Annotated in this window: 23 protein-coding genes; 11 read left to right on the forward strand and 12 right to left on the reverse strand. The window is 59.0% G+C overall.

The features are described 5' to 3' along the window. Positions 1-116 precede the first annotated feature (116 nt). Complete coding sequence (locus ACTHXA_RS04800; protein ID WP_441669904.1) at positions 117-1,301, reverse strand: cytochrome P450; 1,185 nt, start codon at positions 1,299-1,301, stop codon at positions 117-119. Between the two features lie 140 nt (positions 1,302-1,441). Beyond that, positions 1,442-2,224 carry an IclR family transcriptional regulator gene (locus ACTHXA_RS04805; protein ID WP_441669906.1) on the reverse strand — a complete coding sequence of 261 codons (783 nt, stop codon included), beginning with the start codon at positions 2,222-2,224 and terminating at the stop codon, positions 1,442-1,444. A 162-nt stretch (positions 2,225-2,386) separates the two neighbouring features. On the opposite strand from ACTHXA_RS04805, the gene ACTHXA_RS04810 reads away from it, so the two are divergent. Next, positions 2,387-3,037: a carboxymuconolactone decarboxylase family protein gene (locus ACTHXA_RS04810; RefSeq protein WP_441669908.1), complete on the forward strand. Its 651-nt coding sequence runs from the start codon at positions 2,387-2,389 to the stop codon at positions 3,035-3,037. A gap of 117 nt (positions 3,038-3,154) precedes the next feature. Here the strand turns inward: ACTHXA_RS04810 and ACTHXA_RS04815 are convergent, their stop codons facing one another. Beyond that, positions 3,155-4,099: an SDR family NAD(P)-dependent oxidoreductase gene (locus ACTHXA_RS04815; RefSeq protein ID WP_441669910.1), complete on the reverse strand. Its 945-nt coding sequence runs from the start codon at positions 4,097-4,099 to the stop codon at positions 3,155-3,157. A 174-nt stretch (positions 4,100-4,273) separates the two neighbouring features. On the opposite strand from ACTHXA_RS04815, the gene ACTHXA_RS04820 reads away from it, so the two are divergent. The 3 genes from ACTHXA_RS04820 to ACTHXA_RS04830 are packed head-to-tail and all read left to right on the forward strand — an operon-like array spanning position 4,274 to position 6,528. After that, positions 4,274-5,911 (forward strand): flavin-containing monooxygenase, encoded by a 1,638-nt coding sequence (locus ACTHXA_RS04820; RefSeq protein ID WP_441669912.1) that lies wholly within the window; start codon positions 4,274-4,276, stop codon positions 5,909-5,911. Continuing rightward, on the forward strand, positions 5,908-6,273 hold the full coding sequence (locus ACTHXA_RS04825) for a hypothetical protein (RefSeq protein WP_441669914.1): 366 nt from the start codon (positions 5,908-5,910) through the stop codon (positions 6,271-6,273). The genes ACTHXA_RS04820 and ACTHXA_RS04825 overlap by 4 nt, the downstream gene beginning before the upstream one ends. A 57-nt stretch (positions 6,274-6,330) precedes the next feature. Then, positions 6,331-6,528: a ferredoxin gene (locus ACTHXA_RS04830; RefSeq protein ID WP_441669916.1), complete on the forward strand. Its 198-nt coding sequence runs from the start codon at positions 6,331-6,333 to the stop codon at positions 6,526-6,528. 58 nt (positions 6,529-6,586) lie between these two features. Here ACTHXA_RS04830 and ACTHXA_RS04835 read toward each other — a convergent pair whose 3' ends face one another. From ACTHXA_RS04835 to ACTHXA_RS04850, 4 genes are read right to left on the reverse strand one after another with little or no spacing between them, the layout of a single operon-like run. Continuing rightward, positions 6,587-8,023 (reverse strand): MFS transporter, encoded by a 1,437-nt coding sequence (locus tag ACTHXA_RS04835; RefSeq protein WP_441669918.1) that lies wholly within the window; start codon positions 8,021-8,023, stop codon positions 6,587-6,589. 60 nt (positions 8,024-8,083) lie between these two features. Beyond that, positions 8,084-8,779, reverse strand: coding sequence for a TetR/AcrR family transcriptional regulator (locus ACTHXA_RS04840; RefSeq protein WP_441669920.1), 696 nt, complete (start codon positions 8,777-8,779; stop codon positions 8,084-8,086). 2 nt (positions 8,780-8,781) lie between these two features. Further along, positions 8,782-9,288, reverse strand: coding sequence for an HtaA domain-containing protein (locus ACTHXA_RS04845; protein ID WP_441669922.1), 507 nt, complete (start codon positions 9,286-9,288; stop codon positions 8,782-8,784). A gap of 12 nt (positions 9,289-9,300) precedes the next feature. Then, positions 9,301-10,056: an SDR family NAD(P)-dependent oxidoreductase gene (locus tag ACTHXA_RS04850; RefSeq protein WP_441669924.1), complete on the reverse strand. Its 756-nt coding sequence runs from the start codon at positions 10,054-10,056 to the stop codon at positions 9,301-9,303. Positions 10,057-10,277: 221 nt separating this feature from the next. Between ACTHXA_RS04850 and ACTHXA_RS04855 the strand changes: the two genes are divergently transcribed. Next, positions 10,278-11,135: an IclR family transcriptional regulator gene (locus ACTHXA_RS04855; RefSeq protein ID WP_441669926.1), complete on the forward strand. Its 858-nt coding sequence runs from the start codon at positions 10,278-10,280 to the stop codon at positions 11,133-11,135. A gap of 163 nt (positions 11,136-11,298) precedes the next feature. Next, complete coding sequence (locus ACTHXA_RS04860; protein ID WP_441669928.1) at positions 11,299-12,546, forward strand: NAD(P)/FAD-dependent oxidoreductase; 1,248 nt, start codon at positions 11,299-11,301, stop codon at positions 12,544-12,546. Positions 12,547-12,750: 204 nt separating this feature from the next. Here ACTHXA_RS04860 and ACTHXA_RS04865 read toward each other — a convergent pair whose 3' ends face one another. Further along, positions 12,751-14,487, reverse strand: coding sequence for a diflavin oxidoreductase (locus ACTHXA_RS04865; RefSeq protein WP_441669930.1), 1,737 nt, complete (start codon positions 14,485-14,487; stop codon positions 12,751-12,753). Between the two features lie 337 nt (positions 14,488-14,824). Here ACTHXA_RS04865 and ACTHXA_RS04870 point away from each other — a divergent pair, with 337 nt between their 5' ends. After that, positions 14,825-15,208 carry a hypothetical protein gene (locus ACTHXA_RS04870; RefSeq protein WP_441669932.1) on the forward strand — a complete coding sequence of 128 codons (384 nt, stop codon included), beginning with the start codon at positions 14,825-14,827 and terminating at the stop codon, positions 15,206-15,208. A 257-nt stretch (positions 15,209-15,465) separates the two neighbouring features. On the opposite strand, the gene ACTHXA_RS04875 is transcribed toward ACTHXA_RS04870, so the two are convergent. After that, entirely contained in the window at positions 15,466-16,245 is a 780-nt protein-coding gene (locus ACTHXA_RS04875) for an IclR family transcriptional regulator (protein ID WP_441669934.1), read from the reverse strand. Between the two features lie 138 nt (positions 16,246-16,383). Here ACTHXA_RS04875 and ACTHXA_RS04880 point away from each other — a divergent pair, with 138 nt between their 5' ends. The 4 genes from ACTHXA_RS04880 (at position 16,384) to ACTHXA_RS04895 (ending at position 21,200) form a co-directional block, all read left to right on the forward strand. Next, a complete protein-coding gene (locus tag ACTHXA_RS04880; RefSeq protein WP_441669936.1) occupies positions 16,384-18,018 on the forward strand; it encodes an FAD-dependent monooxygenase in 1,635 nt (544 codons plus the stop codon). A gap of 11 nt (positions 18,019-18,029) precedes the next feature. Next, positions 18,030-18,962, forward strand: coding sequence for a VOC family protein (locus ACTHXA_RS04885; RefSeq protein WP_441669938.1), 933 nt, complete (start codon positions 18,030-18,032; stop codon positions 18,960-18,962). 10 nt (positions 18,963-18,972) lie between these two features. Beyond that, positions 18,973-19,821 carry a fumarylacetoacetate hydrolase family protein gene (locus ACTHXA_RS04890; RefSeq protein ID WP_441669940.1) on the forward strand — a complete coding sequence of 283 codons (849 nt, stop codon included), beginning with the start codon at positions 18,973-18,975 and terminating at the stop codon, positions 19,819-19,821. 107 nt (positions 19,822-19,928) lie between these two features. After that, entirely contained in the window at positions 19,929-21,200 is a 1,272-nt protein-coding gene (locus tag ACTHXA_RS04895; protein WP_441669942.1) for an MFS transporter, read from the forward strand. Between the two features lie 145 nt (positions 21,201-21,345). Here ACTHXA_RS04895 and ACTHXA_RS04900 read toward each other — a convergent pair whose 3' ends face one another. The 3 genes from ACTHXA_RS04900 to ACTHXA_RS04910 all read right to left on the reverse strand — a co-directional run bounded on the left by ACTHXA_RS04900 (position 21,346) and on the right by ACTHXA_RS04910 (position 23,910). Beyond that, on the reverse strand, positions 21,346-22,275 hold the full coding sequence (locus ACTHXA_RS04900; protein WP_441669944.1) for a M23 family metallopeptidase: 930 nt from the start codon (positions 22,273-22,275) through the stop codon (positions 21,346-21,348). A gap of 15 nt (positions 22,276-22,290) precedes the next feature. Beyond that, entirely contained in the window at positions 22,291-22,845 is a 555-nt protein-coding gene (locus ACTHXA_RS04905) for an ArsR family transcriptional regulator (protein ID WP_441669946.1), read from the reverse strand. 159 nt (positions 22,846-23,004) lie between these two features. Then, a complete protein-coding gene (locus ACTHXA_RS04910) occupies positions 23,005-23,910 on the reverse strand; it encodes an MFS transporter (RefSeq protein WP_441669948.1) in 906 nt (301 codons plus the stop codon). Between the last annotated feature and the right edge of the window lie 106 nt (positions 23,911-24,016).

A 24,016-nucleotide genomic window follows, 5' to 3' on the forward strand; every position in this document is an offset into this window, starting at 1 on the left:
TGCCGAAGCAGCCGCAAAAAGTTCTCCCGGCTCTGAACGATCAGAGCCGGGAGAACTTTTCGGTGCGGTGGATGTTGCCTGACAGCCGCGACTGCTTCGCGGCTGTCAGGCGACTGCTACCAGGAGACAGGCAGTTCGTGGATGCCGAAGTTGCTGTACTCCTTGAACCGCAACTCTGAGACTGGAACGTTGAGTTTGAGGTTGGGGAGGCGTTCGAAAAGGATCTCGAGCACGATGATGAGTTCGAGCCGCGCGACGTTCTGGCCGAGGCATTGATGGGGACCGAAACCAAACGCGATGTGATTCCGAGCACCGCGCTTAAAGTCGATTTCGTCGGGATTTGGGAAGACGTCTGGATCCCGGTTTGCGGTGTTTGCAAGCCCGAACACCGTTGAACCTGCGGGAATTGTCTGGCCGCCAAGCTCGATGTCTTCGAGCGCAAGGCGGAGACCGCCAGGCTCAGCGATGGTGAAGTAGCGCAGCAGTTCCTCGACCGCGCCTCGGATGAGTTTCGGATCGTCTTCGAGCTGCTGGCGCAGGTCGGGGCGGTCGAGCAGGGTCATGACTACGAGTGAGATCATGTTGCTCGTCGTCTCATGGCCTGCAATGAGCAGGAGGTGGCCGAGGCCAATGGCTTCCTGCCGAGTCGAACCGGCTTGGATCTGCCGACTGATGATGTCGTCGCCGGGGTTCTCTGTGCGTTCGTCGACAAGCACCGCAATGTAGTCAGCAATTGCACGTGATGCCGCCTTGCGCTCGTCTTGCGGCAAATTGCCGTCCGCAAAGATCTCCGCATTTTTCTGGAAGAATCCGTGGTCTTTCTCTGGCACATCGAGGAGATCGGCGATGACGAGTGAGGGGACCGGCAGAGAGAGCAAGTGAACCAAGTCACCCTCGTTCCCGCTCGCGAGCATTGCATCAATCGATTCATTCACGAACTGTTCGATTCTCGGGCGCAAGGCGTTGATCTTCTTGACGGTGAATTCGTTCATGATGCGACCACGAAGGACAGAATGCTCCGGGGGATCCATTTCGATGATGGCGCCCTGATGGCTCACCTCATCGTAGGCAACGTGCGCGGGGTGCTCGGGGCGCGAGCGATCGGAGCTGAACCGTGTGTCACCGAGCATCGCACGCACGTCTTCGTACTTCGCGACCGTCCAGACCTTTCGGCGAGTTTCGGGCCAGTCGAGTTCGGTGACTGGGCTCTCGACTTGTAGCTGGCGGTGGATGGTAGGTGGGCCATACGGGTCGGTACGCTTCGCTGAGAACTCGGGCTTTACTAGGGGGGTCTTCGTCATTGAACACTCTCTCTGCACTAAACACGCCGCCTCACTGCGCCATGTTTTCTTAACTGATTCGTAGAAGTTACTCTACCAACCACTCAAGCAATTGTGAAGAAAATAGCCGCTCAAGCAGCGCCTTGTAGTAAATTGCGTGGCTAGTTTCGGTAGGTGCGCTTCGAGAAATAAGCCGTGAGTTCGTTTGCGGCATTCTTGACCTCGCGTGCGATGGCGTTGAGGTCTTTCTCCTTCGCCCTAGACTCGGGGAAGGAGACGCCGATCGCACCAACGATTCCCTTTGAACCAAATACTGGTGCGGCGACGGCATGGGCGCCTTGGATGCGTTCACCGTAGCTAAATGCGACACCTTCTTGCTTGATGGTTTCGATCTGGCTGAGCAGACGCTGGCGATCCTTCGCAGCATCCGGGCTGGAGTTAAGGATGGCGTCAATCCTCTCTTCGGGAACGAACGAAAGGATTGATAGGCCGCTCGCGCCCTGATATAGGGGGACCCATGTCCGAATCGGGATGATGTATCGAAGGGGGTGGAGCGACTCAACGGCGGTCGCGAACATCATTGCGCCGCGCTGTTCGTTGTAGACGCCGAAGAATGCGGTTTCTTCCGTGGTGTCGCGCAGCACATTGAGGGCTGGTTCGGCAATTTCATGCACCGGATATCGCGAGGTAGTGGCCCATGCCATACGCATGAACTCGAGGCCTAGGCGGTAGGAGCCTTCTGGGGTGCGATCGACGAGTCCGAGCTGTTCGAGATCAGTTACCAGGCGGTGTGCGGTGCTGGGGCTGACTTCAAGCTTGCCCGCAAGTTCACGAACGCCGTATGTTTCCTGGTCGCCGTCGACCATAACGGTGAGGAGCTCAATACCTCGAGCAAGAGGCTGGCGGCGCCGTGTTGTTTCGGTGGCATCTGCGATGTTGTTCATGGGTTGATTATCCCTGCTCGGATTACTTGGAGGCGGTTGACACCTAGGTGGCTGGGTTGCATGCTTGTGTTGTGCGTAAAGCGTAACAGGTGTTCTCTAAAACGAAACGACATCGAAGTTGTTGAGTGGACCATTTGTGCTTCTTTGGAAAGGAAAACCCGCATGACCGAGCCTAGAATTAACCCGATTCCCTCGTCGGAGTGGAGCGACGCGATGTGGGATGCTATCGCCGTTATCGGTGCGAAGCGTCCAGCGCCCGAGGTGCCCCCAACGCCCACGCCGAACATCCTTGGAATTTATGCGAATCATCCACAGCTCGTGACTGGGTGGATGCCGTTTTCCTCGCATCTGAAGCACTCCAGTCTCAGTAGCCGAGTGCGCGAAATCTGCATCATTCGCACTACCTGGCTCGGCGGTGGCGAATACGAATGGGCTCAGCACCGCAAGCTCGGCATTCAAGCAGGGCTCACCGCGAGCGAGATTGCCGCGCTGTCGGATGGCGTGACTGTGGAAAGCGAGGCTGAGGTCGACCCCGCGACGGTTTCCTGGTCGCGCGAAGATGCCCTGATTATTCGCGCTATCGACGAGATACTGAGTGACCGCAATGTGAGCGACGACACGTGGGTCGAGCTCAGCGCAATTCTTAGCGAGCCGCAGCTCATTGACCTCGTATTTATGGTCACGACCTACGACATGCACTGTGTGGCGTTCAATACGCTCGGTCTGCAGCTGGATGCTGGGCTCGAGGGATTCCCGACGAGTCATCCCCGCGGCGGAGCCGACAAGGGGGCGCCCTCCGTTTCCATGCGATAGCAGGCCTGTCGTTCTAGGGCTTCGGGGTGCTGGTGTTTCGGCAGTTGCGTACTCCGTGTTCCAGGCAAAACTCCCCGGACTTCAGAGCTGAAGTCCGGGGAATTTTGCCTGGTAAAGCTAGCCCAAGTGAGACATGAATTTGCCGGCCCACTCCCCGAGATCCTTCGGAGCATAGAAGTCCGTCTTGTCAGTGATTTTGCTCCAATGTGCGGCGATCTCTTCGGGCGTCGTGACCCGCCCTGTATCGTCGAGCCAGCCCTCGGTGACGCCGAGGAGCCACTGTGCGAACCGCCCAGCACCTGCGACGAGGATTTCGCCGTTGACCTCGCATGATTCGTGTGTGAGAAAGGCGACCATGGAGGCGACGTAATCCGGGTTCATTGCTGTCAACCGCGCTTCATCTTGTGGTGCCGCTGCGGTGCCCATGTCGGTGGGCTTGAGTGATTCGCTCGGGCGAGTGATTGCGTTCGGCGCAATGCAGTTCACGTTGATGCCGTGCTGCTGCGAAGTGTGCGAAAGCGTGCGGGTGAACCCGATAAGTGCACCCTTGGCAGTTGCGTACGCGAGGTTTGCGGGCAAGCCGAACATACCTGTCGACGTAGTGGTGATGACGCGTCCGTAGCCTTGTTCTGTCATGTATGGCCATGCGGCTCGAGTGGTGTGCCAGGTGCCGCGAACGTGCACGTCGAGTGTTTTCTCGAGATTATCGGCGTCCGCTTCAGGGAAGGTTGCCCAGCGGGAGATTCCCGCGTTGTTGATCACGATGTCGACGCGACCGAATTCCCTTCGTGCTGTGTCAATAAGGGAGTGGCAGCCAGCTTCCTGGCCGATATCGTTGGTATCGGCGACTGCTTCGCCACCTGCTGTCACAATTTCGGCCACCGCATCATTCGCGGGTCCCGCGCTGCTGCCATCGCCTTCGTGGGTTCCGCCGAAGTCGTTGATGACGACCTTGGCACCGCGGCTCGCGAGGTACTTGGCGTATCCGAATCCGAGTCCGCGCCCTGCTCCGGTAATAACCGCGACTCGATCGTCGAAACGCAGCTGATTATTGTTCGTCATCTGTCTCCTTTGATCACGATGATTCCGTGTAGATACCATCACAAATGCTCATATGCTGCAAGAGTAAAGATCGTTGAAATCACTGAAGAGTAGGCGAGAGTATTGCAAGTTTTACTCACAAGCGCTTAGATTAAGTGGGGACGCAAAGGTGGCGTCGTGAAAGGATCAGCTGGAATGACGAACAATGACAATGAAGTCGATGTTGAACTACTCGTGATCGGCGCGGGGGTCGTCGGGATTTACTCCCTTTATCGTGCTCGCCGCGAAGGATTCGACGCGGTCGCACTTGAAGCGGGGGAGAACGTCGGCGGTGTTTGGTACTGGAATCGATACCCCGAAGCTCGGTTCGACTCGGAGAGCTACTCGTACGGCTACATCCACGACAAAGAGCTCTTTGAGAGCTGGAAGTGGAAAGAAGAGTTTGCGACGCAACCCGAGATCGAGCAGTATCTGAACCACGTCGTCGACTACTACGACCTCAGGCAGCACATCAGAACCAGTGAGAGGGTAATCTCGGCAGTTTTCGACGAGGTCGCGAATAAGTGGAACATCAGAACGGAATCCGGACTCGAGATCGTGGCACGCTACGTCATTGCGGCGACGGGCGGTCTGTCGGTGCCGAATTACCCGGATATCCCCGGAATTGAGTCGTTTGGCGGCACAGCGGTGCACACCGGAGCGTGGCCGCATGACGGTATCGATTTCGAAGGGAAGCGGGTCGCGATCGTCGGTAACGGCCCGAGTGGCGCGCAGCTTCTGCCTGCCATCGTGGACGTCGTTGAGCGCGTGGATCTGTATCAGCGCACTCCGACGTGGACGACGCCGTTGAATAACGCGCCGATGACCGATGAAAAGCGTAGCTGGCTCAGCGATAACTGGGACGAAGTGGTGACGACTCTGAGCACCTCCCCATCGGGATTCCTGCATCCACCGGCGGGAAAGTTCTCGACTGAGGACGACGACGCTGTCCGCCGAGAGTTTTTCGAAACAATGTGGCGTGCGCCTGGTTTCGGCAAGCTGACGATGAACTATTACGATATGACGACCAACCGCGAGGTCAACCTTGAGTTCTGTGAGTTCCTTGCCAACAAGATTCGAGGGATCGTCAAGGATCCAGGCACGGCGGAGTTGCTGATCCCGAGGGATCACCTGTTCGGCGCCAAGCGCCCGCCGTTCGTCACTAACTATTTCGAGTCGTTTAATAATCCGAACGCCACCCTCATCTCCCTAAAACAGACCCCGTTTGTTGCGATCGATGAAACCGGGATTGAGACCACCGCCGGGCACCAGAGCTACGACATCATTGTGTTCGCGACTGGATTCGACTTTGGGACTGGTGCGCTAACTCGGATGGGTATCACCGGACGAGACGGTCTCAGCATTCGCGAGGATTGGGCAGACGGGCCGAGTGACTTCGGCGGATTCGCGGCACATCAATTGCCAAACTTCTTCTTCCCCGGTGGCCCGCACGGTGCTGGCGGCGGAAACTATCCGCGCTACAGCCAATTCCAGGTGGACTGGATTCTCGACACGCTCATCTATGCGCGTGAGCAGGGGTATGACACTTTCGAACCGACCGAAGCGCAGCAGCAGCAATGGCTTGACATGATCGCGGCGCTCGCACCAAAGTCGATTTTCTCGCCCGAACACAGCCACTATTACGGCGCCAATGTTGAGGGCAAACCGAAGAAATTCCTCCTCAACCCGGGTGGCCGCGCTGGCCTCATTGAAATCCTTGATGAAGTTGCAGCGACCTCCGACTTTGGCGGCGCTCTGAGCGCAAGTCGTGAGCTATCGAGGCAGGGACAATGAGCGCACCAACGACGAACGAAATCATCCTCGCGTTGTTCAATGCGGTTCCGGGTCGGGAGGATGAATTCAATTCTTGGTACACCGACACACACTTACCCGAAGTCGTGAGGATCCCTGGGTTCTTGACGGCTCAGCGTTACGAAATTCCGGCGGCCATGGCCGACGCCGGCTTGAAATATACTTATGCCACTCTTTACGAGGTGGCGGGCGCTGCCGCAGAAGCTATTCAAGAGCTACACACATGGGTATTCGAATCCAATAGTGACGCCATCGATCACACGAACATGATCATGAGCCCGTTTGTGCAACGAGGCGTAGCTGTACGGGCAATCGAATCTAGCGAGCAGCGTCCGAGCGAGTAACGAATGCTGACGCCGAACAATCAACCAAGCCGAACAACACTCAGCGAGGAGTAACCCATGCGAATCATCGCTCGGCAACACACCTGCATCGGGTCCGGACAGTGCGTATTTACTGACCCGGACGCCTTTGACCAAGACGACAACGGAATCGTACAGGTAATTCGCCCGGTGCCAGAAAACGCAGAGCAAGAGGCGCTGGCACAAGAAGCGGTATCGGTCTGTCCAAGCCGCTCAATATCGCTCATCGAAGAATAGTTAGGAATCAATGGCTGAGGGGCACCGAGAATCTCGGTGCCCCTCAGCCATGTTGTGGTTAGGAGAATTCGGGGCGCGCCACAGTACCCGTATCGCCGAGCCGCTTCGTATTTGGGATGAGCGCGGACAGTATTGCCGCGGCGATGGCCGCTCCTGTAGCAATGATGAAAATCACGCTGAACCCCTTACTGCTCGGGCCAATCTCACCCCCAACTTGGACTGAGTAGATGGCGAGTACGCCAGCGGTGATGGAAGCAGCCAGGGCGGTGCCAAGTGAACGCATCAGGGCATTCAGACCGTTCGCAGAACCTGTTTCACTCACGGGCACAGAACTCATAATGAGCGCTGGCATCGCAGCATAGCCCAGTCCGGTCCCTGACCCGATGATGATTGCGGATGCGAGTATCGACCAGACCGTCGGCTCTACGAAAAGCGTCAAGAGATAGCCAATTGCCATAAGCACGGAGCCGGCAGTGACGACAAACTTCGCTCCCCAGTGCCGCTCGAGACGTCCCGCAACCGGTGACATCGCGAGCATGGCAAAGCCCATGGGCATGATGACGAAACTAGCTTCAATCGACGAGACGCCCATTCCTCCAAAGTCACTCGGCATTGTCAACAGCAATGGAAAAGCGACCTGCGGTGCGAATAGTGCGAACCCCATGGTTAACCCCGTGAAGTTTGAGAGCAGCACCGAGGGCGAAGTATTGACCCGTAGGTCGACCAGGGGAGCTTTGGTCCTCAGCTCGTGCCATGCCCAAACCGCGAACACAATCACCGCGGTGGCACCGGCTCCGAGGACTACGGGTATCGGCCATGATGAGCCATTCGAGATCAGCAGCAGGATCAGCGAGACTCCGATGGTGAGCCCGATCATGCCCAGCCAATCGACACGACCGCCGGTGCGGATCGCGCTGGGCGGAACGAATACGCAGACGAGCACAAATGCTGTCACGCTGAGTGCTGAAACAAGCCAGAACAACGCGCGCCAGTCGAAGTTCTCTGCGACAACCGCAGCGAGCGGCATTCCGAGTGCGCCGCCGACGCCAAGCGTCGCGCTGACCACTGCGACGGAGGTAGCCAGCCGCTCAGGCGGCATGATGTCTCTCAGTAACGAAATTCCCGTGACGATAACGCCGAACCCCGCTCCTTGAATGGCCCGTGCAACGAGCAGCACCCAGATATTTGTGGCGATTGCCGCAAGTAGCGAGCCAAGGATGAGAAGCAGAACCATCGCGAGCACAACTTTTCGCTTACCGTACATGTCGGCAAGTCGACCAGCGATCGGCATCCACACTGTCGATATCAATTGCGTAATAGTAATTGCCCACGTTGTCACTTCAAGCGGTGCATTCAATAAAGTAGGTAGCTCGCCTTGAATTGGGACGAGGAGCGTTTGCATAAACGAGGCGCACAGTCCTGCGAATGACAACGCAAAAAGCGTTGTGCCGGGACGCGGGGGTTTTCGGGCGCGAAGTACTCCGGTGTTCTGCATCGTCGTTGATCTCTTTCGGAGCTATGGGCCCAAATTCCGAATCGCTCGGATATGAAGGGCCTAATTTTTGGGGCTGTGCGGTGCCGCCGCCAAGCCGGCGCTCTGGAAAATGACAAGATCGTCAACCAAGTCGCTTATTGGCGCGGTCAAAGGGATGCGTTTCGCTCCCATAACCTGATAGCGGGCCAGAGTGTGAACAGAACCAGTCAGTGCTACCCACCAGCGCTCATCAAGCACCTGGTCGGGGATCTCCGGCAGTAATTTATAGAGCAGGGTTCGCAACATCATGACCTGGCCACCGGTGTGCACGCCGGTGAGGCCCTCGTAACCGCCTTCTTCCGTAATGAGGCGCGAGAGGAAGGGCAGGTAGTAATTCTCTGGCTCCAGATACACGGTAAGCGGCTTAATGAACGCATTCATAAGGTCACTCACAGTCGGGGTTTTTCCGCCCATCATGAAGTCGGCGACGAGATTGGCGCGCTTGGTTTCGCTCTCGGCACCTCGATATTCCAGAATTGCCTTAACCACTTCGGCTCTATTGCCGAAGTGGTATTGTACTGCGGCATGATTTTTTTGTTCCGCAGCTTTACTGATGTCGCGCAGCGGAAGTGCCGAAATACCGCGTTCAGCAAAAAGTCTTTCGGCAGCTTCCAATATGCGAATTCGAGTAGCTTGGCCTCGAACATTGCCACGTTCACCATTAGCGCGAGCGACTGAATTGACCTGCGGCTCGTCCACACCTTCGGATATCGTCATAGTCAGGAGTCTAGCGCCGTCACTCGCAACGAGATCGGAGCCATGGGTTCACCTTCCTTATATACATTACCGAAATGTGTTGAGCCAGCGCTGAGTAGCTGTGTCGGTAAGGAGTCCCATCTGGTGTTGAGTTCCTCGTCGCGAAGCGCTGAGGTGTCCTCATCGTCAATTGGTGTTGCGGAGATCTCCACAAGGGGGAGAAGAGGAAGATCTTCGTCTTCGGTGAATGTACCGAGAACGCCGCCGTTCGGTCCGATGAGGACCTCGGGAGCCTCGACAATGACGTCGAGGAAACCGTGGTGCGCAGTAAAGCGCACAGCACCGCCGAATGAGAGATGCCAGTCTTCATCCCGCTGCGTAGCTGCGATGAGGGGGAACACAAAACGGCCGTCCGCATCCGTTTCGACGTCGTCGAGTGAAATACTGCCGCCAGCGATCACCGTAACGTAGCGAACGAACGAGTCACGAATTGCCCACGCGAGTGAGCCGCGCATCCTTAATTCAGACATAGTCTCGGGGTGTTATCCGATGAAGGAGCCGCCGTTGACGCTCAGCGTCTGACCGGTGACAAACGAGGCGTCGTCGGAAGCGAGGTAGGAGACGGCTCCGGCAATGTCTTCGCCGCGGCCCATCCTTCCAACAGGGATGAACTTGCTCATTTGTTCGACGGAGGGCATCTGGCCGGACGCGCGCTTCTTCGCAACACTCGGCGTATCGATTGATGAGGGGACGACGGTGTTGACTGTGATGCCCTGCCTCGAGAATTCCATTGCGAGTGCTTTGGTAAACGCGAGTTGACCGCCCTTCGACGATGCATAGGCTGCCATATCGGGGGCACCACGCTGGGCACTCGACGAGGAAATCAAGATGACGCGACCGTAGTTCTGATCGAGCAGATCCGTGATGCCAGACTGGACAAGGTTGAACGTGCCCGTCAGGTTGATACGGAGCGTGTTCTCCCAGTCCTCGACGCTTGTCTCGAGAAACGGCTTCTTCGGAGCGACTGCGGCATTGGCCACGATCACTGAAAGTGTGCCTAACTCTTCGCGAATCCTTGCGAGCACAGAATCGACCTGCTGGCGGTCACTCACATCGGCTTGATAGCCGCGGGCTACCCCGCCGTGCTCTTCGATTTGCAGTGCAGCGTCTTCGGCGGCGCCGGGTGTGCGTGTCAGGATCGCGACTTTGAAGCCGTCCTGGGCGAGGCGAATTGCGATCGAATTACCGATTCCGGCTGCGCCACCGGAGACGACGGCGACACGAGTATCGGCGCTCATCAGGTTGCCATCGCAAGGTTGAAATTGTGCGGTGTGAGCTTCATGGAGGTGTCCTCAACTTTCATTGGGCGAGTGGATCGTCGTTGATCGTGTTCCGTATGGGTTTTACATCGCTAGCGCCAGATGGGGGCGTCGTGTACCTTTGAAGGGAACAGCCGTTCCGTGTTAGCGATTGTAGAGTTTCACATTCGACGGACGGAAGTCAAGTCGAACGGCTGGCCATGAATGCAGAGAGATGGGTGAATATGGTCAACGCGAGTACGGGAGAGCTGCCGATAAGCGCGGGGAGTGAGCGTCGCCGTCATCCCCTTGCACGCGGTATTGAATTACTGACGTTGGTGGTGGATAGTGACCAGGATTTGCATGGTGTTCGCGAACTCGCGAGCAAGCTTGAGGTGAGCCCGAGTACTGTGCATCGACTCGTCACTGACTTGCAGCAACTCGGTTTGCTGTCGCGGGCAAGCAACGGTAGCTATCGACTCGGGCTCGAGTTCATGCGGCTCGCGTGGACGACAGTTGAGCGGTACCCGTTGCAAGAGGCTTCCGCTGATGTCTTGCATGAGCTGACCGAGCAGAGCGGGGAATCATCGTTCTTCGCTGTGTATGGCGAGGCAAAGCGGCAGCTGATGTTTTCGCTCACGGTCGAATCGCCACATCCACTGCGGTATTCGTTGCCTCAGAAGCAATGGATCCCGCTTCACGCGGGTGCAAGTGGTTTAGCGATCCTCGCGCATTTGCCCGATGAGGATGCCGAGGAAGTGATCGACGGTGATCGAGTCGCATTTACAAGCAGAACGATTCAAGATGTCGCAGAGTTGCGTGCTCGCGTCGCGCTTGTCGCGCGTGAGGGATATTCGCTCACCCGAGGGGAGCGAATTGAGGGCGCACTGGCGATTGCGGCGCCCGTGTTTGGGCCTTCGGGCACGGTTGTCGGGTCGATCGGTATTTCCATGCCCGAGGTTCGGTTTAGTCCCGCGTATTCCTCCTCTTTCGCGGGGATGGTCAAGCGCGCTGCGGGGCAGGCGACGGCCTACCTTACGGGTGAACGTGACCTTCAGACGGGAATTCCTCTGGGGTAACTCCCCGTGTGCCTGTTGACACTGACTCGTGGGCGAGGCATCCTTAAGGTGTTCTGCTAAAGAATGTGAACGTTCCGTATTACGGAACGTATTCGAAGTTTTGAACACCTGACTGGGTTGCCGTGCAAAGACGCTGGCATCAATTGACGCAAAGGATCTGTACATGACGACTAGTAACTCAGAACGGCACGTCGTGGTCGTCGGTGCCTCACTCGCGGGAACCCGCGCTGTTGAAGGCTTGCGCTCGAACGGTTTCAACGGTCGCATCACGCTTGTGGGCGCCGAACCGGAGCTGCCGTATGACCGGCCGCCGCTTTCTAAAGATCTCTTTACTTCGGACTGGTCGGACGGTGCAATCTCGCAGTATCAGCTTGCGGACCAGGAGGACTTCACTCGCCTTGGCGTCGACCTTCGACTCGGAGTTAAAGCAACGAATCTCGACACCGAAGCGAAGATCGTGACGCTCGCGAACGGTTCGAAGATCGACTATGACGACCTGATTATTGCAACGGGTGCGATCGCTCGACCATCGCCGTGGCAGCCAGAGTCGGGGGTCTTTCAACTTCGTACGCTTGAGGATTCACGAGCGCTTGCGGCTCGCCTGCGAGAGGGCGGTTCGGTCGTGATTGTTGGTGGTGGCTTCATCGGCACCGAAATTGCTGCCGCCGCGGTCGGGTTCGGTTGCGATGTAACGATTGTGGACCCTGTGCCCGAGCCCATGGAGCGGATCGTTGGGCCCGAAATTTCCGGGCACCTCGTTCGCTTAAATGGTCGCCACGGCGCGGCTACGAGATTTGGAGTCGGGGTGGATGACATCGTTGGGCGGGATGGTGACCTCACTGTCAAGCTCAGTGACGGTACCGAGATTCATACGGGGGCCGCGGTAGTTGGTATTGGGTCAATTCCGTGTGTGGACTGGGTTGCGGAAAGCGGCCTGATCGTGGGCAATGGCATCGTTACGGACGAGTACCTGCGTGCCGTTGGGGTTGACAACGTGTATGTGATCGGCGATGTTGCCAACTGGCCACACGAAGGGCGCGGCACGGCGATTCGCGCGGAACACTGGACGAATGCGAACGATCAGGCCCGATTCGTCGCCGCGGTCATCACTGCGGGTGCGGGGGATCGCTATGCATCGAATGACTATGTCTGGTCGGATCAGTATGACTGGAAGGTGCATTCGATCGGTTGGCGGGATCCAGCAGGCTCTTCTACGGTAATTGGTGACTTGGATGCTGATGGCAAGACCGCAGTCGTCCACGTCGCGGCTTCCGGTGCATTTGCCGGTGTTGTGACGGTGAACTGGGTGCAAGGGCTCAACCTCGCACGTCGGCTCGTGATGGCGGGTAGTAGCGCCGAGCAGATCATCACGGAGCTTAGGGCGAAGGCAGAGGGAGTTCCCGTGCGGTAATCGCCGCATACTTGCGGTCCGACGCGATAGCGTCTGGTTCCGAAACTGAAGGGTATGAATCGAACGAAGTGTTCGGCTCATGCCCTCCAGTGCTTTCACGTATGCGTCCCTCCTTCTTTCGGTGCGGAAGCCACCCGAAGGAGGTAACCAAAAATCCCCGGCAGTGAGGAGCATTACTCACTACCGGGGAAGAATGGCGGGGGTTTAGTACACGTCGCGCAAGTAGCGCTTCTCGGTGTGCAGTAGATCGAGGAGTGCCTTGCCAGCGTCTTCGCCAAGTGTGGCGAGCACGATCTCCCTCAGCGCCGCATCCACATCGGTCGCCATGCGGTGGCCATCGCCGCACACGTAGAAATAGGCACCATTCTGGAGCCACTGCACAAGTTCGGCGGCGTTTTCGCGCATGCGATCTTGCACGTAGACCTTGTCCGCCTGATCGCGTGAGAATGCGGCATCGAGCTTGGTGAGCACGCCCTCGGCAATGTAGTGCTCCCAGCTGTCCTTGTAGATGAAGTCGGTGGCGGCGTGCTGGTCGCCAAAGAATAGCCAAGCCGGGCCACTGTTCACGCCCTGAGCACGATCTGCAATGAAGCCGAGGAACGGTGCGACGCCGACGCCGGGGCCGACCATGATGATCGGGGTTGCCGGGTCGGATGGTAGGCGGAAGTTGTGGTTCACGAGCGGGAATACAAGCACCTCTTCGCCGACCTGCGCGAGATCCGCGAGGTAGCCGCTGCCAATACCCGATTGCAGGGTATAGGCGGAGTTGTTTCGTTCGGTGGCTACCGTGAGGTGGATCACATCGGGGTTCTCTTTCGACGATGAAGCGATCGAGTACGCCCGATACCGAATGGGATTCATGAGTCCGGCAATGAGCTCGGGTCGGAGGGGGTCTGGGGCCTCTCGCAGCGTGTCAGCGACGCAGTGTGAGTGGCTCCATGCTTCGCGCCCTTCGTAATCGTTATCCATGAGCGACTTGCTGAGTTCGCTCTCGGGTGCCTGGCGAACTACTTCATCGAGCAGTGCGGAAGAGGGGAATCGGAGCTCCCACTGTGTGCGAGCGAGCTCCCGGACTGGCCTGCCGTCAATGGTGGCGTCGAGGGGAATCCGTGCCGCTTCGAGGAATCGTTCGACGGCCTTCGAACAGTTGGTGGGGATGATTGCGAGTGAGTCGCCTGGTTGGTAGTTAAAGTCGCTGCCAGCAATATCGAGTTCATAGTGGCGGATTTCCTTGGCGCTTCCCTCGGCTGACAGGAGGCGCGCGGATTGCAGTCGTGCCGCGAATGGGTTCTCTCGGTTCCACTGTGAAATCTTGATCGTTTTCTTCGGCAGAGCGGCTTCTACCGTGGCGGAAGCGGCAATTGGGTCTACCGCGGCCGAGTCTTTGTCACCCGTGGCCTCGATGACCTGCTGAATGCGTGCGGCGATCCATTCTTCAGACGGCTCGACATAGCTAACATCACAGTCTTGGCGCTCCGCAATGCGCACAGCGCCAAGTTCGGCAAGGCGGTCGTCAATCTTGACGCCTGCGCCGCAGAAGTTCAGGTAGCCGCTGTCTCCAAGTGCGAGCATCGCGTACTGCAGATTCTCGAGTCTCGGGGCGTCCGGCTCACTCAGTGCATCCCAGAATTCGTCTGCATTGTATGGCATATCGCCTTCACCGCTTGTGGAAGTGACGATGTATAGGAGGCCGAAATCGTTGAGCTCTTCAACAGGCTGATCATTGAGTTCAACGCACTCAGTTGCATGGCCCAGCGCGATGAGGGCGTCGCTGAGGTTGTCGGCGACGAGCTCCGCGTTGCCCATCTCGCTGCCATAGAGGATGCGGATGGTCGAGGGGACAGACAGCTTAGTGCGGGTGGCAGGGTGATCGGGCTCACCTTGCGGCTCGTCATCGATGGCGATGTTCGAGTGTGTGAGGGCGACATCCAAAATCGACATGTCATTCCTTCCGTCAGGCCTCATTGCCTGTTCAGTCATTTCGGTATCCAGCTTTGTTTGGAAGTGTTTGGCTCGTACCTACTGTTTCGCATTAACGAACAAGCAAGTTCTACAACGCAACAATAGTAAGCCGGCGTGCTAGCAGGTGTCAATGTGCCGAACGGTTGCTGCTATGACCGCATACAGGTGCAACACGCATCACGATCCGCGATTTGTCAGAGGTCAACTATTAGCAGTACCTCAGGCAGGCTGACGCGCCCGGTGCCTGCACGGGGCACAGTCTCGCGTGTCGATGGCGGAAAGCGTCAGGCATGGGTTCGATCGCGAGGGAGTGATGATGACTCATTCAACCTTTCGCATCCCCGTGACTGTGCGGGATGCGAGCATGCTCATTGCCTGGAGTTCTGAACTCCGAACCGCCCCAATCGGCTACCTCATCGTCGAACTAAAAGCGTCGACTGTTCGAGGGTTGAGTGCACAGGATGCCGAGCGGCACCTCGAGGGCATCGGCGCGATCACGGAGAACCACTCCGCCTACGAAGAGCGGCAACTTCTGAACGTGCTCGAGGTTCTGACCGTTGACGCAGGGTCGAAGAGTGTGCTGGGTGATCTCTCGCGGCCTGGGGAACCGTGCGAACGAGGCACCTCACATCGCGTATATCGAATGCCTTGGCAGGGTGATCCTTGGGTGAACATCGAATGGGATCGCGGTCGCGCGTAGCTTTATCAAGTCAATCAAGTACTCGTGGTAACCAGAAAGCTGGACGAGGAACAGTCATGGGTGAGGTAAATCCAGACCGCTACACCTTCGGAGTTCCCTGGTCGTCCGAAGGCTGGGGATTTGTCGGCGCCGTTGCAGAATTGCCGTCGCTGTTGAGGAACGCGAAGTTCAAGACCGTCCGCGCAATTGGTGCGGTGAGGGAGCAATCATCGCGGATTATCCCCGCAGTTATATTCGGACTTTTCAACGGGAAACAATCAGCCCGGGTGGGCGCGCCTAAGGCGTCGCGAGATGCGATTCGCAGCATCACGAAGATCGTGGAGCGCGCGCGCTCGTTGTTCGTCTGAGAACCGAGACTGCAGTGCAACGATACTCAGACCCGCGACAACCTCGTCATCGCCGGCCATGAGCGGTACCGCGATGCCGATCGCGTCCTGGTCGACCTCAGCAAGGGTCACGACCTCACCGGCAGCCCGAATCTTTCCGAGGCGGGTGACGAGCGCATCCACATCGGTAATCGTGTTTTCGGTGAATCGTCGCGTCGCACCAGTCAGCAGCTTCTCGAGCTCCGCGCGGGGCTTCCATGCCAGCAGCACGAGTGCGGACGCACCCGCGTTCAGCGGCAACTCGACACCCGGCTCGTAAGAGAGGCGCACGAATTGATCGGGTGCTTCCTCACGCTCGAGGCACACCACCGAGCGGCCGATCAGTGCGGTCAGCAGCACGGTTTGCTTGTGCGTTGCGGCGAGTTGCCGCATCGCCGGCACCGTGAGCTCGGAGAGGCCGAAGCCTGCTCGTGCGATCCGTGCGAGGTCGAGCACCCGCATCCCCAGGTGCAGCGCGCCGTCCTGCGTCGACTCCAGAAACTGTTCGTTCACCAGGGACTGCACGTATCGATAGGCCGTGGATCGTGAGATTCCCAGTTCAAGAACGATCTCTGCGGGGGTAATGCGAATCCTTTGGTCGTTAAACATCCCCAGGATCTGCAGCGTGCGATCGCTCGTCGAGTTCCTGCCAGAGCGCGTTGAGTTCGTCATAGCGAAACGCTAACACCTTCGGAAATCTGTCTCAATATGCGGGACACCGTGTCTTGTATGTGAGACTGAACGTTCATAGGCTCTCTCCTGTGCAGGTCTCAACGAGGAGGACTTGCGAGCAGCGAAGGAGAGCATGCCATGGCACAGCAGAAGCAGCAGATCTACGATTGCATCGTCGTCGGGGCTGGCCCTATCGGCATGACCGTGGCGGCACTACTCAGCGCCAACGACGTCTCAGTGCTCGTGCTGGAGCGGAATGAGACCACCAGCGATTCGCCGAAGGCCATCTCGATTGACGACGAGTCGCTTCGCACCTATGCCGCGGCTGGCCTCGTAGAAAAGCTCCTGCCAATCATCGTTCCTGGCACCGGCACTCGTTACTACGACGCGGCAGGGCGACCGGTCTTCCACGCGCGCGCCGAAGTACCCTATCGGCTCGGTTACCCCTTCAAGAATCCGTTCGCACAGCCCGATCTCGAGCGGGCGCTCCTGGCAGGTCTTTCGGCTCGGGACAACGTGGACATGCGCTTCGGCGCCGAACTCGTCTCCCTGGAGTCGGGAGAGGATGGAGTCAGCGCGACTTACCGTAAGGACGGTCAAGACGTCGAGGTAGCGGCTCGCTTCCTCGTGGGGGCCGACGGCGGACGGTCGACGGTGCGGTCACAACTCGGCATTCGGATGCGTGGCCGATCCCACCCCGAGCAGTGGCTCGTCATCGACGTGCTCGATGATCCCCATCGAGAACGGTACGGGATGCACCACGGGGACCCGGCGCGGCCGCACGTGATCGTTCCCGGGCTCGACGGCCGGTGCCGATACGAGTTCCTCCTGAAGGACGGGGAAGGGGATGCTGGCGACGAACCTCGATTCGAACTCATTCGCGACCTGGTGAGGCCATATCGATCCCTATCGCCGGCGCAAGTCGAGCGCGCAGTGATCTACAAATTCCACGGACTCATCGCCAGCGAGTGGTCGAAGGGCTGCGCCTTCCTAGTCGGCGATGCCGCACACATGATGCCGCCGTTTGCCGGCCAGGGCCTCAACTCGGGGATTCGTGATGCCGCAAATCTGTGCTGGAAGCTCGTCTCCGTGCTGCACGGCAAAGCGCCCCAGCGCATCCTCAACACCTACGAAACCGAGCGATTCGATCACGCCTGGCAGACGATCCAACTGTCAGAAAAACTTGGCCGGGTCGTGATGACCACCTCGTCACGGATCGCAGCTGTCCGCGATCGCGCCGTTCGGTCTGCGCTCGAATCGCCGACCGGTCGAGCATATTTCGAATTCATGCAGTACCGGCCCATCGCGCAACTGACGGCTGGGCTGATCCACCCTGGGGACCACGACGCGATCGGTCGCCAGCTCGGCCAACCTCGAGCGTTCAATGCGCAGACGCGAAGTGTGGGGTTACTTGACGAGTTCGTTGGCACCGGCTGGGCACTCTTCCGAGTGACTTCCGCTCGAAGCAACCATGAATATCCCGATGCCTGGCCCGAACCGCTCGTCGAGTTCACCCAGACAACGGGGATCCGCTGCTTCGACGTACCAATCGACGAAGTATTCCCGCACAGCGAACATGGCACGACCCTTATCGACGTCGACACCAAGCTCATCGACGAATTCTCACCGCTCGCGAACCACTACGCGCTGGTTCGCCCCGACCACGTCATCGCTGCCGTATGGAGTGACGACGACGCCGAAACCGTCATGACGAAGCTGCGGTCGTGGTGGACCACGACAGCACCCGTCTTGGCCAACACCGCAAGAAAGTAAAGGACACAGCAATGGCCAAACCAAACCGATTGACACTTGTCGAAACTGAACACGCCGGCGCACTGAAGCACACCGCCGTCTCGCATATCGGATTCCAGGTCCCCGACCTCGACGCTTCCATCGCGTTCTACAACCGCGTGCTCGGGCTGAGCGTGCAAGAACGACTCGAGAACGGCGCCGTGCGGCTCGGCTGGGGTGCCGGTCACCACGTCATCGAACTCCGAGAAGGTGAGAAGGGCCTCGTCCACTACGGCTTCGAAGTCCGTGATGAAGGAGGCATCGAAGGAATCCGATCGCGCCTGGAAGCCGCCGGATTCACGGTGACCGACCTCGACCCCAGCTACATCGATGGCGCGGTTGGCGAACCCGCCGGACTGGTCGCCGTGGACCCGGACGGTACGCCCGTGCATTTTCACTCGCAGGTGGAGCGACACGGCGAGAACTCGGCCGACACGGGACGTCGACCAATTAAATTCCAACACACGACAGTCGGTACCGTCGATGTTCAACCGTTCGTCGAGTTCTTCGTGAACACAATCGGATTCCGAATCACCGACCAGCTCGCCGACGGGAAGTTCACGTGGTTCCGAAGCGATAAGGACCACCACACCCTCGCGGTGGTAGAGGTTGGTCGCGCCGGTGACATCGACCACTACTCCTACGACCTGGCTGAATGGGCCGATTTCAAGGCCTGGTGCGACCGTCTCACCGAGCTCGACGTACCCGTTGCGTGGGGGCCCGGCCGCCACGGTCCAGGAAACAACCTTTTCGTGTTCTTCGATGACCCCGCCGGCAACCACATCGAGTTGTCGGCCGAAATGGAGAAGTTCTACGACGAGGCGGTGCAGTACGTGCCGCGTCGCTGGGAACCGGTTCCCAGCAGCGTGAACCTCTGGGGAGGTCAGCTCCCCACCTGGCGCAAGACGAGTGAAGGCAACGAGTAAGAGGAACGGTATGTCATACATCAGCTATATCCACAACGGCCAGCTCCAGGTTGGCGAACTCGACGGCGACCGCATTATTCCGCTTGACGGCATCACTGAAATCGGTCGAGCCACTCCCGAAAACGTACTCGACCAGGCGACTCGACTGGCCCACCGAGGGGTCGCGCTCAGCGACGTACAGCTTCGACCCGTCGTCCCCAACCCCGGCAAGATCTTCTGTGTCGGGCTCAACTACCAGACACATATCACCGAGACGAAGCGGGACAAGCCGACGTACCCGGTCCTCTTCCCGAAGTACGCATCATCGCTCATCGCCGCCGGCGCCGAAATCCAGCTGCCGCCCGAGACCCAGCAGTTCGACTACGAGGCCGAGCTCGCCGTCGTCGTGGGTCGCGCGGGTCGCCGCATCCCGGAGTCCAGCGCACTCGACCACGTGCTTGGCTACACGGTGGCCAACGATGTCACCGTTCGCGACTACCAGTACAAGACCCACCAGTGGTTGCAAGGGAAGGCTTGGGACAACTCGACCCCGCTCGGTCCAGCACTTGTACGCCCGGACGAGGTCGACCTGTCTTCTGCCCGTATCACGGCAGTGTTGAACGGCGAAACCCTGCAGGACTCGAGCCTCGAGTACCTTATCTTCAGCATTCCACGACTGCTCGCGACGGTCTCGGAGTTCACGGAACTGCAGCCGGGCGACGTGATCCTGACCGGGACCCCCGGCGGCGTCGGCTACCGCCGCGACCCACAAGTCTTCCTCCAACACGGCGATGAGATCACAATCACTGTCGAGGGGGTCGGCGAGCTCACCAACACGGTGGTTCGCGAAGCGGTCGCGGAGCATGCCGTCTCGCGATAGCCATCCGGCAGCAGTACCCGCCGGGTATGGGGTCGGCCGTGGGGCTTAACGCGGACCGACCCCGCCCAATCTGAAATACCTCTGTTTGCTAAGGACAACGAAGTCTCATGACAAGAAAACTGACCGGCGGATCCTGGTCCACCGTATTCATCTGCGCATTCATCATCGTGGCCGAGGGATATGACCTCATCGTCTACGGCACCATTATTCCCAAGCTCCTCGAGGAACCGGGATGGGGGCTCGACAAGGCTGCGGCCGGCAACATCGGCAGCATGGTGTACATCGGGATGCTCATCGGCGCGCTGCTCAGTGGCAGGCTCAGCGACCGGTTCGGGCGCAAGAAGCTCATCATCGCATCCATCACGATCTTCATGATTTTCACCGCTGCCTGTGCGGTCGCGATAGATCCCATCAGCCTCGGTGCGTTCCGTCTGCTCGCCGGTATCGGTATGGGTGGGGTCATGCCGTCCTGCCTTGCGCTCGTCAAAGAATCGATTCCGCCAGGGCGCACGAGCCTTGCGGTGACGATACTCATGGCAGGTGTACCGCTCGGGGGAACTGCCGCGTCGCTGCTTGGCATCGTGATCCTGGGACCATTCGGTTGGCGGCCGATGTTTTGGATCGGGACCGGGGTGTCCGCACTCATTCTCCTCCTCGCGATTTTCTTGCTCCGCGAATCGACCGAGTTCACCACGCGCCAAATCGAAATCATGCAGGGCAAGGTGACCGAACGGCCCGGCTTCTCAGCACTGTTCTCGAAGGCACTCATCGCCGCAACGATTTGTTTCGCCCTCGCGGCCTTCGCGAACTTGATGACGTGGTACGGGCTCAATACCTGGCTCACCACGATTATGTCCGACTTGAACTACCCGCTTGAGAGCGCCCTGCAATTTTCGCTCACCCTCAACGGCGGCGCCGTAATTGGTTCGTTCGCCTTCGCATTGCTCGCGGACCGATTCGGTTCGCTCAGACTCGCCGTCATCGCGGGAATCGTTGTCGCCATTGCTCTCGTGTTCGTTGCCCTCGGGACCGACCTCATGAGTGTGCTGCTCATTCTCATCGCGGCAATCGGCATGGGCGCGCATTCCGGACTCAACCTCATCAACGCATCCGTTGCCGACTTCTACCCGATCGAACTTCGCGCCACCGCGCTGGGCTGGTCGAACGGCATTGGACGATCAGGAGCAATCGTCGCCCCGGCCTTGGGCGGAGTTGTCTTCTCGACATCTGCAGGCGGTATTGGCGTGATCTGGACCTTCTTTATCTCCGCGGTGCTCTCGGTTGTCTTCGTCGCTGCCCTGCTCATACTCGGACGCGCGAAACGTCGAACCGACGAAAATGAGCCGGTATCAGCCAACGCGACGGGACCCGCAAACTAAGGCATTTGCGCGCCACTTGATTCAGCCTCATGAAGACACGTCTGGCCGCGAGTGGCGCCGCGAATCCCGATAGGTGGCGCTCATCATGGTTGCTAGCGCTTAGCCGGGTTGAAGTGCGGACCATGATGAGCGCTACGAGCCCGGGCTACGGCGTGGCGTCGATAGCCGTGTAAGGCGCAGGCACTGTGTCGGCGGCAGCAGCAGTGAAAATCTCGCCATTGCGCGGCATGTCGGCAAGCGCCGATGATTGCGGATCCTTCGCGAATTGCGCAAACGTACTGTCGAGGTCGCCATCGAAAGTGATCTCCTCCCAGCGCATCGGGATGCCAGCTGCGGCATCCACATTGGCGCGATCCATGAGTTGCACGTGCAAGTGGGGCATCGACGAGTTACCCGTGTTGCCGACTTCGCCGAGGATCTGGCCGGTCGTCACCTGATCGCCCTCGACAACGGCCGCCGTACCGCGCTTGGCGTGTGCATAGGCGGCGAAGGTGCCGTCACCGTGATCGATGATGACGTGGTTGCCGAGGACCTTTCGCGTCCCGCCAATTTCGCGCAGGAGGCCCTCGATCGTCATCATCCAGAGGAAGCTCGGCCACGTGTTTCGGGCACGATGATCGCGCTGTCCGTCGCGCACGCGCACGACGCATCCCGGTGCCATTGAGTGAATGGGCTGCCCAAAGCTTGCGTAGCTTTCCGGGCGCTCCCCGGCGAATCCCCAATGAAGCATCGGCGGAGTGTTGGACTCACTTGGGCGGCACATGTCGATTGCCGAGTACTGGCCACGGGTTCGTGTGCCGTGACTCGGCAACTGCTGCCCGGGGCTATTCATCGTCGTCCAGCGACCACGAACCGGGCTCGCGAGGGTGACGGTGGACACCGGAGCTCGCGGGGCGATGCTGATCAGCACAAGGAGCAGGATGGTGAACCCGGCCAGCCCGATTTCCATGAACTGGAAGCGGAACTCCGGCAGTGGAGCCGCGAATCGAGCCACGAGGCTGTATGTGACGAAGGCGAATGTGAGCCCCATGAGTGTCGACCACAGCGGGCGTAGGGCTGAGATTGTGCGTGACATTGCGGAGCCTTCCTTTCAGCGCTGGGCGCCAATAAGTATCGTGAGCAGCGGGACAAGTCGATGCGCTGGCACCTCGTAGTTGCCACGGCCGGTTTGTCGTAGCCAACCAGCGCTGACGAGCGGACGGAGATGGTGATAGATCTGCCCGGATGTGCCGAATTGTCCGGTCGCGAGGAGATCGTTCACGGTCTTGGCGTCGGTGAGCAGCCGCTGCAACAGCTGCAATCGGGTGGGCTGCGCGATTGCCGAGAGCACATCTGCGGTGTCGCCGAAGTCCCTGTCGAATAGTGCGTCGGTGGTTTCGCCGTACTGCCAGTCGGCTTGATCACCGTTCGGGGTCGTGACTGAACCAACCATCATGACCGCACCGTTCGGTGTCGGGACATGCTTCTTGAGGCCTTCGAGTGCCCAAAACGTGTCGGCACTACTGGGCTCAGCATCCGAATCAGGGGAGTGCGCTGGTGAGGCAACGCCCGCTACTTGCGCCTCGAGCGACTGCACTCGCTCTTCCAGCGCTGCGAGTCTGCCTGCGAAGTCTTCCGGGGCGGATGCATCCGATTGAGGAGTCATGTTTGAAGATTACAATAACTACGTAATTATGGAAACTGCCTACCGGCGGGGTCTCAGCTTCGAACTCATGGCGAAACGTGACGCTCCCAACTGCATCCACCGCGAGCCTGCGCGAGGCAGGCGACCTCCAATCGCATCCACCGCGAGCGGCGCCCGTCGCTACTCGGCGTCAGGAACCACTCGGATCCCGGAGGTTTGCGAGAGTGGTTTTCCGCTCGTCTCCGGCGCCCAGACCTGCGAAACGAACGCACCGATCGCGGTGACTCCCGCCAGGATGAGCATCACCGCATCCACACCCAAGTGTTCGATTCCCACGGGCAGCAAGAAGGTGCCGATTGCCGCACCGAGGCGACTGAAGGCAGCCGCAAACCCGGTCCCGACGCCACGCACCCCTGTCGGGAAGAGTTTACCCGGATATACAGCCGTGAGCACTCCGCCGACGGCATTGAGGAAGAAGAATGCGAAAAAGAGCATCAGCACGAGCCAGGACGGTGCGGTCGACCAGAGTCCGAGCACGAGGAAGATGCCCAACATGATCCATTGGGGCGGGGCAGTGAATGCTCGTCGGCCAGCCCGGTCAATGAACGCCATCGTGAAGGCGACACCGAGCACCGCGCCCACCGACAGCCCCACGCCTCCAGTAAGTCCATCGTCGAGCCCATATTGTGGCAGGACGATTCCCGCGAATGTGGCGATGCCGAAGTAGGGCAGGACGTTGCAGAACCAAAAGATGGCGATAAACGCGGTCGAACGGATGTGGGCGCGGGAGAAGATGTCGACAAATCTCCCTTGTTTTTCGTTCCGCGCAGCCTGTTCGAAATCGGCAATATCGGCATCGCCAGCCATGTATCTATGCGCAATGGCGCGCGCCTGAGCCTTGTGACCCTTGGCCCAAAGCCACCTGGCCGACTCCGGGAGGCCGATTCGGCCGATCAGTAATGCCACGGCGAGGATGGTCGATGACCCCAAGATCAATTGCCACGCGACACCGAGTTCGCTCAAATAGAAGGCGATTGCGTAGGCAAAGGCGAATCCGCCGAAGAAAGCGAGCTGATTGATCGCCATCAGCCGACCGACGGATCATGCCGAGGATCGAGTCGAGTACTCGGGTAATTGCGGAACTGAGTACCGCGCCTGCGACCGCAGCCCGGGGCCGCATCTCTGGGCGAGG

It is taken from the genome of Gulosibacter sp. (assembly GCF_052090685.1).
Lineage (GTDB): Bacteria > Actinomycetota > Actinomycetes > Actinomycetales > Microbacteriaceae > Gulosibacter.

Coding starts and splice junctions, on each gene's coding strand:
- ACTHXA_RS04800 (WP_441669904.1), bottom strand. CDS start 1,301: ATGACGAAGACCCCCCTAGTAAAGCCCGAGTTCTCAGCGAAGCGTACC.
- ACTHXA_RS04805 (WP_441669906.1), bottom strand. CDS start 2,224: ATGAACAACATCGCAGATGCCACCGAAACAACACGGCGCCGCCAGCCT.
- ACTHXA_RS04810 (WP_441669908.1), top strand. CDS start 2,387: ATGACCGAGCCTAGAATTAACCCGATTCCCTCGTCGGAGTGGAGCGAC.
- ACTHXA_RS04815 (WP_441669910.1), bottom strand. CDS start 4,099: ATGACGAACAATAATCAGCTGCGTTTCGACGATCGAGTCGCGGTTATT.
- ACTHXA_RS04820 (WP_441669912.1), top strand. CDS start 4,274: ATGACGAACAATGACAATGAAGTCGATGTTGAACTACTCGTGATCGGC.
- ACTHXA_RS04825 (WP_441669914.1), top strand. CDS start 5,908: ATGAGCGCACCAACGACGAACGAAATCATCCTCGCGTTGTTCAATGCG.
- ACTHXA_RS04830 (WP_441669916.1), top strand. CDS start 6,331: ATGCGAATCATCGCTCGGCAACACACCTGCATCGGGTCCGGACAGTGC.
- ACTHXA_RS04835 (WP_441669918.1), bottom strand. CDS start 8,023: ATGCAGAACACCGGAGTACTTCGCGCCCGAAAACCCCCGCGTCCCGGC.
- ACTHXA_RS04840 (WP_441669920.1), bottom strand. CDS start 8,779: ATGACGATATCCGAAGGTGTGGACGAGCCGCAGGTCAATTCAGTCGCT.
- ACTHXA_RS04845 (WP_441669922.1), bottom strand. CDS start 9,288: ATGTCTGAATTAAGGATGCGCGGCTCACTCGCGTGGGCAATTCGTGAC.
- ACTHXA_RS04850 (WP_441669924.1), bottom strand. CDS start 10,056: ATGAGCGCCGATACTCGTGTCGCCGTCGTCTCCGGTGGCGCAGCCGGA.
- ACTHXA_RS04855 (WP_441669926.1), top strand. CDS start 10,278: ATGAATGCAGAGAGATGGGTGAATATGGTCAACGCGAGTACGGGAGAG.
- ACTHXA_RS04860 (WP_441669928.1), top strand. CDS start 11,299: ATGACGACTAGTAACTCAGAACGGCACGTCGTGGTCGTCGGTGCCTCA.
- ACTHXA_RS04865 (WP_441669930.1), bottom strand. CDS start 14,487: ATGTCGATTTTGGATGTCGCCCTCACACACTCGAACATCGCCATCGAT.
- ACTHXA_RS04870 (WP_441669932.1), top strand. CDS start 14,825: ATGACTCATTCAACCTTTCGCATCCCCGTGACTGTGCGGGATGCGAGC.
- ACTHXA_RS04875 (WP_441669934.1), bottom strand. CDS start 16,245: ATGACGAACTCAACGCGCTCTGGCAGGAACTCGACGAGCGATCGCACG.
- ACTHXA_RS04880 (WP_441669936.1), top strand. CDS start 16,384: ATGGCACAGCAGAAGCAGCAGATCTACGATTGCATCGTCGTCGGGGCT.
- ACTHXA_RS04885 (WP_441669938.1), top strand. CDS start 18,030: ATGGCCAAACCAAACCGATTGACACTTGTCGAAACTGAACACGCCGGC.
- ACTHXA_RS04890 (WP_441669940.1), top strand. CDS start 18,973: ATGTCATACATCAGCTATATCCACAACGGCCAGCTCCAGGTTGGCGAA.
- ACTHXA_RS04895 (WP_441669942.1), top strand. CDS start 19,929: ATGACAAGAAAACTGACCGGCGGATCCTGGTCCACCGTATTCATCTGC.
- ACTHXA_RS04900 (WP_441669944.1), bottom strand. CDS start 22,275: ATGTCACGCACAATCTCAGCCCTACGCCCGCTGTGGTCGACACTCATG.
- ACTHXA_RS04905 (WP_441669946.1), bottom strand. CDS start 22,845: ATGACTCCTCAATCGGATGCATCCGCCCCGGAAGACTTCGCAGGCAGA.
- ACTHXA_RS04910 (WP_441669948.1), bottom strand. CDS start 23,910: ATGGCGATCAATCAGCTCGCTTTCTTCGGCGGATTCGCCTTTGCCTAC.